Below are 1,587 nucleotides of genomic sequence, written 5' to 3'. Positions count from 1 at the left end.
GGGCGGCTACGCCCCTCGCACGCCCCGCAAAGCCATCCCCACCGCCGCCTCCGTCACCGCCGCAGGCGACTCCGCCCCCAGCTCAATCCTCCGCACGGCCGCATCCACGACACCCTGCAGCAGCATCGCCGCCAGCCGCGGCTGCGCATGCCCGAGCGCTCCCAGCGCCTCGACCACCATCGCCACGAGCCCGCCGTGCGCAGCGCGGATCTTCTCCCGCGCCGCGTCATCAAGCTCGATCGCGGAGATCGCCACCACGGCCCGGTGCCGCCGATCCCCCACCAGCGACAGCTGGCTGCGCACGTAAGCCTCGACCTTGGCCTCCGGCCCCTCGGCCGCGGCCATCGCCGATTCCACCTCGGCCGCCCATACGGGGAAGTCGACGGCGCACAGCTCCTCGACCACGGCCGCGCGACTGCGGAAGTACTCATACACGGACGACCGCGCAAGGCCCGTCCGCTCGGCGAGTGCGGGGAAGGTCAGCGCCTCCGTACCGCCCTCGGACAGGAGGGTGCGGGCCGCCTCCAGCAAGGAGTCCCGCTGCATCGTCCGGTGCTCGGCCACCGAGGCCGCTCGAATCCTGGGCACGCATCCACTGTATTGCCCGGACCCACCGACGGTCACCGGATACCGCACCCGCCGACCGCACAGGCCTCGCACAGCACGACTCCGAGACCGACTCCGAGAACGATTCAGGGAACGATTCAGGGAACGATTCAGCGCCCCGAATCAGCCAGCTTCGCGCGCAGCTGCAGCACCGACTTGGTGTGGATCTGGCTGACCCGGCTCTCGGTGACCCCGAGCACCTGCCCGATCTCCGCGAGCGTGAGCCCCTCGTAGTAGTACAAGGTCACCACGGTCTTCTCCCGGTCCGGCAGCGTGTTGACCGCCCGCGCCAGCAGCCTCCGCAGCTCGCGGTCCTCGGCGACCTCGACCGGGTTGTCGGCCGCGGTGTCCTCGAGGGTGTCCATCAGGCTCAGCCGGTCGCCGCTCTCGGAGCTGACGTGCAGCAACTCCTCCAGCGCCACCACATTCGCGAAGGAAAGCTGACTGAAAACGCCGTGCAGCTCCTCCAGGCTGATGTCCATCTCGGAGGCCACTTCGGCCTCGGAAGGCGTGCGGTGCAGCGCCGTCTCCAGCGTCCCGTAGGCGCGCTCCACGGCCTTGGCCTTCTGCCGTACGGAGCGGGGAATCCAGTCCAGCGCCCGCAGCTCGTCGATCATCGCGCCGCGGATCCGGGTGATGGCATAGGTCTCGAACTTGATCGACCGCTCCGGGTCGAACTTCTCGATCGCGTCGATGAGCCCGAAGACGCCGGAGGACACGAAGTCGGCCTGCTCCACATTCGCCGGCAGCCCGACACTCACCCGGCCCGCCACGTACTTCACCAGCGGCGAGTAGTGCAGGATCAGCTGCTCCCGCAGCCGCCCGTCCCCGTTGTCCTTGTACGAGCGCCACAGCTCCTCCAGCGAGGCCGGCGCCGCCGGACGCACGGGGTCCGGTGCCGCGTCAGTCGCGGCGGCGTGCTCGGACCCGTAGATGTGCTGGGGCATGCGTCGTTCAGTGCCGTTCTGGGGAGGGTGCAGC

General features: G+C 69.8%; 2 protein-coding genes. Both read right to left on the bottom strand.

Going from position 1 to position 1,587, the window contains the following annotated elements; genetic code table 11:
- Window positions 1–6 precede the first annotated feature (6 nt).
- On the bottom strand, window positions 7–564 hold the full coding sequence (locus G5C51_RS41825) for a TetR family transcriptional regulator (RefSeq protein WP_165246139.1): 558 nt from the start codon (window positions 562–564) through the stop codon (window positions 7–9).
- Between the two features lie 152 nt (window positions 565–716).
- Window positions 717–1,553 (bottom strand): RNA polymerase sigma factor WhiG, encoded by an 837-nt coding sequence (gene whiG, locus G5C51_RS41820; RefSeq protein ID WP_165246137.1) that lies wholly within the window; start codon window positions 1,551–1,553, stop codon window positions 717–719.
- Window positions 1,554–1,587 lie beyond the last annotated feature (34 nt).

It is taken from the genome of Streptomyces coryli, assembly GCF_011044975.1.
Lineage (GTDB): Bacteria > Actinomycetota > Actinomycetes > Streptomycetales > Streptomycetaceae > Streptomyces > Streptomyces coryli.
The sequence above is the reverse complement of the archived record's forward strand: the minus strand, read 5'-3'. Positions and strand labels throughout refer to the sequence as shown.